Origin of the sequence: Fulvivirga kasyanovii (genome assembly GCF_009711405.1) — a bacterium.
GTDB lineage: Bacteria > Bacteroidota > Bacteroidia > Cytophagales > Cyclobacteriaceae > Fulvivirga > Fulvivirga kasyanovii.
The window spans coordinates 1-6,471 of record NZ_SMLW01000343.1 but is presented as its reverse complement, the minus strand read 5'-3'; the positions used below and the strand labels follow the sequence as shown (position 1 = coordinate 6,471).

Annotated in this window: 2 protein-coding genes; one reads left to right on the top strand and one right to left on the bottom strand. The window is 48.8% G+C overall.

Translation table 11 applies throughout. From position 1 onward, the window contains the following. Positions 1–41: 41 nt before the first annotated feature. Positions 42–4,442: a glycosyl hydrolase gene (locus E1163_RS03450; RefSeq protein WP_155169478.1), complete on the bottom strand. Its 4,401-nt coding sequence runs from the start codon at positions 4,440–4,442 to the stop codon at positions 42–44. Positions 4,443–4,799: 357 nt separating this feature from the next. On the opposite strand from E1163_RS03450, the gene E1163_RS03445 reads away from it, so the two are divergent. Continuing rightward, entirely contained in the window at positions 4,800–6,353 is a 1,554-nt protein-coding gene (locus tag E1163_RS03445; protein ID WP_155169476.1) for an SDR family NAD(P)-dependent oxidoreductase, read from the top strand. Positions 6,354–6,471: the final 118 nt, after the last annotated feature.

Below are 6,471 nucleotides of genomic sequence, written 5' to 3'. Positions count from 1 at the left end.
AAAAGGCTGAGGGAATGACGACCGGTTTTAACTATAATAGCTTACTCTTTCATAAAGGACCTTGTAATAACTTCATCTTTTGATTGTATTCTGATGAAGTATAGTCCTTTCACAAGATGCCTGATGTCCAGCGACAAGTTTTGGCTGCCGTCCGTACTTTTCAGTGACTGTGTGCGGCCTGAGGCATCATAAATCAATACTTCCGATACATCCTGAGGCAGGCCTGACAGGAATATTTTGTCATTGGCCGGATTAGGGTATAACCGGAGGCTTTCGCTGATATTTGTTTGCTTACTTTGCGTTTCTGCACCCATTCTGGCATTGCTACTGCCACATTGCGCTACCACAAAGCTCTTTTTGTTGTTGAGAGTATTGTTCTCACCACCCTCAGGCAGACTATAAGTGTAGTAGAAGTATATCGTTTGGCCGGCACTCGCATTGATCTGGTAAGGTGTACTGGCAGATACGAGGTAGCCCGGGTAAGTGCCGTCAGGAGATGTGCTGTAGTATAAAATACAGGTCGGTGATCCAACGCCGGAACGTTCGGGGACAAAAGTCAGCGTTGGGTTAGTAGCGTCATCTGATATTTCAACGGAAAAGTCTCCATTGACTGCAATATTACATCCATCTCCGTCGGGAGGGGTAGTTCCCGCACTTTTGAATTCTATCCAGTTGATATTCCACCCGGAATTATTAGACACCAGTCTTATAGTCTGGTCTCCGGAAGGAAGGTTTACAGATTCGCTTACCGTTGTCCAGTTTTGCCAGTCTCCGGTTGCGTTGAAGCTGGTAGTTGCTTTGGATGTGCCATTGCTGAAAAATTCAATAACTCCGCCTGCATTGAGGCTTGCCACCCTGTAGTCTATGGTGTAATCCCCGGCTTCAGGAACATAAATTTCATACTCCAGCCAGTCTCCTGCATCAATCCAGCCTACATTTTGGCCTCCGTCTGTATCGCTGGTCTCTTCCATCTGAATACCACTCATGTCGGTATAATTTTCAGCCTGAACGACTGCCGGAATGGGTACTCCATTGGAGGTTTGCTCGTCAGTGGTTCCGTTCACTGAAACTCTTTGCGACACTGCGTTCTCACTGTCACGGGCATTAACCCCCATCTGGTAGGTGGTATTGGATGTCAACCCGGTGAAGGTGTAGGAGGTTGAGGAAACATTATCAACCAGCGTGTTATTCAAATACACATCGTAGCCGCTGAGGTTATTGTCAGGGTCTGTGGAGGCGTTCCAGCCGATGGTAAGGCTGCTCGCAGTTGTGCTGGTGACCTGAATGCCGGTTGGTGTACCGGGAGGGCTGTTGTTCCCGTCCAGGTCACCCGTTCTGGTAAAAGTAAGCCTTCCAAGGTTATATACACCTGAATTAAAGGTTACACGGATGATGTGGCTTCCTGCGGGTATGTTAATATCCGTGGCGGTCACTGCCTGATAGGTGTCCCAGTCTCCCGTAAGAGGTGTGGAGTTAATAGTGGCCACGGGATTGCAATCCATATCAATGCTCAGGGAGCCGCTCATTCCGCCTTCCGAGGCTTTTGCAGCAATATTCAGGGCAATGTCATATTTTCCTGAAGTGGCATTGATGCTGTATTCTACCCACTCCCCAGGAGCTATCCATCCGATGGAAGTGCCTTGAGAGGGTGAGGAGGCAGCATCTACTTCATCATCTGTGCGGAAATTGGCCTCATAAATGTTGGGGTTGGTATCGTAGTAAGAAATACCATTGCCACCCGCATCATACAGACCGGATTCGAAGGTGCCGGGTATGGTATGAGGGGAGGAGTAGGGCACTTGTGTTCCCAAACCCACTATGACCTGGTAGACGTTACTGACTTCGAAAGCTGACCCGCTGTAGGCCCTCGCCGTGTAAGTATAAACACCGTCGGAAGAGAAAGATTGCTGCAACTGGTACGGTGCAGCGTTATCAGTCCCTACAGAGGCACCGTTTCTGAAAAACTCTACGTATGAAACGCCAGAGCCGGTGACATGGGCTTCCAGTGTGAAATTGCTGTTTACGCCGGAAGTACATGGCTCTTCTACAATTCCGGGAGCTGAGATGGAGATAGAAGCACCGGTGTCTTTACTGGTTGCCATTTCTCCTGCCGGAACATAAAGTGTGGCCCCGTCTGAAAAATGAACGGTAATGTCAGTACTGCCATAGTTATGGGCTACATACGTTCTTACACCGTCTTTTTCAAATACACCGGCTATCGGATAGTCAGCGGTTATTTCATCTGCCACTTGGCCAAGGGCATTCATGGTGTGAAGCCAATGGTAAGTCTGGGCATCGGAAATACCTACTTTTACATCCCTGCCCGTGTAGCTGTTGTACAGGCTTATGGCCTGGGCAGGGTCAAGGAATGCGAGGAAGCTCCAGTAGGTGTCGTACCATAAATTGGCATTGGGAGTATTGCTCAGCACTTCCGTTTTTGATTTCATGCCATTCCAGACTTCCTGAACATAATCCAGGTCATAACCCATATACAAAGCACCTCCGTGGATGGGGTAAAGCTGAATGCCATAAGAGGCGGCAATGTCTGATGTCCACCAGGTGCCATTGTCATACCCGGCGCTCCATATTCTGGCGATCATTTCGTGCGTATATTCAGGTCGGAAGGTCCTGTCGTGGATGTCGAACCAATATTCCTGTATGGCAGTCACCTCGGTGGTATACAGGTAAATGCCCAGGTCACGGATCTCGGGGTTGTTGGTGATGGTGCCCCAGTGGATCAGTGATGCATTGAATTGCATGGATTCGGAAGTCGATTCCTGGTCATTGCCGAAAGGCTCCGTAGCGAAGCCATTGGCCCAGGCGTGGCCGGCATAAGGGCTGAAATTTCTCAGGAAAGGAAACATGTTGTCTGTTCTGCTGGGGTTTCCTGCATCCCTGATCAGCATGTTAATCATAGGCCCCCAGTTATTGGCCCAGCCTGGCCTGAACTGCTCCAGCGCTGAGGCTGCATGGATGAAGTACCCCCAGTGAAAATGGTGATCATTGAGATTGCTGTCCTGGCTGTGTCCGGCGGGGTAGCCCAGAAGTGCATCCCAGGTATCGTTGTAATAAAACATAAAGGCCACTTCGCCACCTTCCACGGTTAGCCAGTCTTCAAGACGCTCCTGAACGGTATCCAGCAGTTGGTCCCGGGCTGCGGTATTACCAATCTGGTCGGCAATACGAGCAGCCTGGATCAGCCGGTTCATATTTTGCCCTTCGTTGTAAGAGTCTGTCCAGCCGGGAAGTCCATCGCCTTTAATGGCATTTATTTTATCATTCAGGCTGCCAATGTCAAAGCCATTGCTGTATTTGGCCAGATTAGGCAGGGTAGGGAGTACGCCACTGAACTTGTTGGCTACAGAGAACGTGTTGCCCCCAAGCATTTTAAGTTCACCTCTCACAGTGTGGTAAGTGGCCAGGTTCGGCTGGGCAGATCCTGCTCCTAGATGTGCCCACTGATGAGGCAGGAGTCCCAGCAGAACTTCGTTGTAGCCACCTTCTTTCACGTCCGGGGTAACTGCAAAAGTTGTGGTTACCATAGAAGTGTTTTCATTATAATTCCAGTCTACAGTTGTATTGGCCGGGAATACATAGGCGTACCTTTCGTAGTTGGCTATAAAGCTGTTGATATCCATGCCCGGAGGTACCAGGGCCATTGACCAGTAGTTTTTTCCAGCCAGTGATGAAGTAAATACTCCTCCGTTACCTGACCAGGTTGAGCCTGCTGGGCCGAAAACCACATAGTTGGAATTATTCATATTGTTTTGGATCAGCAGCTTGTTGCCGGAAACGGTGACACCAGGAGCATTGAAATTGACCTGTATCTGAGCAGTATTGCCCGAGGCTTTGGTGAAATAAACGAAGGGCATACCCATACCCATGGTGGCAGAGAAGTTGTTCCCTCCGGAAGCCCAGTTGGCTGTTACGGTCCAGTCGGAGTGGTCAGCAATGGTAGACCGGGTAGCATTAAGCCCGGAGACGCCTACTTTTATGGCATCTACTGCACTCATCGGTTCCCTGTATTCATTGGCTGATGAAGCCAGGGGAATGGTATAGTTGACGACAAGGCCATCCGTTTCTGATCTAAAAGACAAAGGGTAGTTAAAAGCTTGTCCTCCGTGGTCGTTTTTAACCAGGTTTGACCACCAGTCATTCGTAGGGACTGGCTTATTGGCAGCAACTCCTGAAAGCTGTGGCGCGCCAGAGGGAAAGGTATTTCTTCCTGCCTCATCTGTGCCGGGAAAACTTGTAGTGTAGCTGCCACTGCCTACAGGTACGACCTGGGCCTGAACTGTAAAGCTTAAAAGCGCTAAAAGGATCAATGCTAAAGCTGCATTTAAGGCCTTTGTAGCTGCAATCGTTTGCTGTAAAAATTTTAAAAAGATATTGCAGGGTGGCAGAGTAAGGAAGTGCCACCCGGTACATGAAGTTGGTTTCATAGGTTTGCGGGTTTGGGTTGAAAATAAATTCAAACTCAAGTTCGTCCCTATGATCAATCTATGAAAGTAAGCGGCTACTACAAATACTCAAAGGCGGGGGGTACAATACCTCAACAAAAATACATCAACAAACAGTAAAATTGCCCTTTATAGGGTGTATAGGGTGATTTTGGTTGCAACGTTATTCACCGGCTCTACGAAGCATTTGTTGAGGCGACATTTGAAGTGCAAATATATTTTCACATTCGGGCACCTATATTTTCTTTTTTTAGTTTATGGCAGAATGGAGATTTTATATAAAAATCAGACTGGACTTTAATTATATTCGCGGATTAATTCATATAGCTAATTTTTTGAATGAGCAATGAAACAGCAGAGGGAAAGTTAACCCTTCAGGAAGTAGAGCATTGTCTTTACGTGCTGGAAAAACTTAACGCCGACAGTGGCCAGTTTATTGCCCTGCCGGAAGATAAACGGGTGGCTTTGCTAAAAGCCGCCGGGATGTTGTCAAGGCCTGATCGGGATGAGGTCAGAAAGCGGCATAAACTTTCCAAACAATATCAGAGACAGTTGCAGGTACAGCGTGACCGGGAGGCTCGGGCTGCTACCGGTATCAGGTCTGCCAGAACAGCCACTGTGTTTACCGCTCCGAAGCAAATAGCCGATGTTTCGCAGCTTGATGAGCTACAGGCCGAACAGGTGCTAAGCTCGGCACGCAATTGCTATGTGTGCAAAAAAGAGTACACCCATCTGCACCACTTTTACGATGCCATGTGCAAAGAATGCGGTGACCTCAACTATTTAAAGCGCTTTCAGGCGGCCGATCTCACCGGGCAGGTGGCTTTGATCACCGGTTCACGGTTGAAAATTGGCTACCAGGCTACCTTAATGATGTTGCGCGCCGGTGCTACAGTGGTGGCCACCACAAGGTTTCCGGTTGATTCGGCTCTCCGTTTTTCCAAAGAAGAAGATTTTAGTACCTGGGGGCACCGCCTGCATATCCACGGGCTTGACCTGCGGCATATCCCCAGTGTTGAAATATTCGCCACCTACATGGAACAGCATTATGACCGGTTGGACATTCTTATCAATAACGCTGCACAAACGGTAAGGCGTCCGGCAGGTTTTTATCAGCATATGATGCCCAATGAGGGTCTGCCTTATCATGATTTGCCTGATGAGGCCAGGATGCTGCTTCATAACCACCATGATTGCCTGGATCAGCTCAAGAGTGCGGGCGTGGTGCACCTGGGTAAGAATAATTCCCTGCCGGTGTCATGGCATGGCAATGAGCCGGGAGTAGGGCTGAGGGCATCCGCACAACTATCGCAGATCCCTTACAGCTTTGATCAGTCCCTCGATGTAAAAGAAGTCTTCCCTGAAGGGCAACTGGATGCCGACCTGCAGCAGGTAGACCTTAGGAAAACCAATAGCTGGAGACTGCGGCTGGGTGAGATTCAGACACCTGAAATGCTTGAGGTGCAACTGGTCAATGCCGTGGCGCCATTTGTGCTATGCAACCGGCTGATTGCCATGATGCGGCGCGAAAATACCGGGCAAAAACATATTGTTAATGTTTCTGCCATGGAAGGAAAGTTCCACAGGTTCAAAAAGGAAGACAGGCACCCACACACCAACATGGCCAAAGCAGCCCTGAACATGCTTACACATACATCCGCGAGCGATTTGGCTAAGGATGGCATTTATATGAATGCCGTTGATACCGGCTGGGTTACTGATGAGGACCCGGCAGAGCTTGCCAAGCACAAGGAGAAAGTGCATGATTTTCAGCCACCGCTGGACATCGTCGATGGTGCTGCCAGAGTATGCGACCCATTTTTTGACGGCATCAACACCGGCACCCATTGGAGTGGCAAGTTTTTGAAAGATTACTTTCCGATTGACTGGTAGGTGGGTTTTTGGTGATCGGTGATCAGGTAATCAGTAAACGGTAAAATTCATCGTCATTGCGCGGAGTGAGGTATAGCTTGTCCCGAAAAATTTCGGGAAACGACAAAGCAATCCCCTT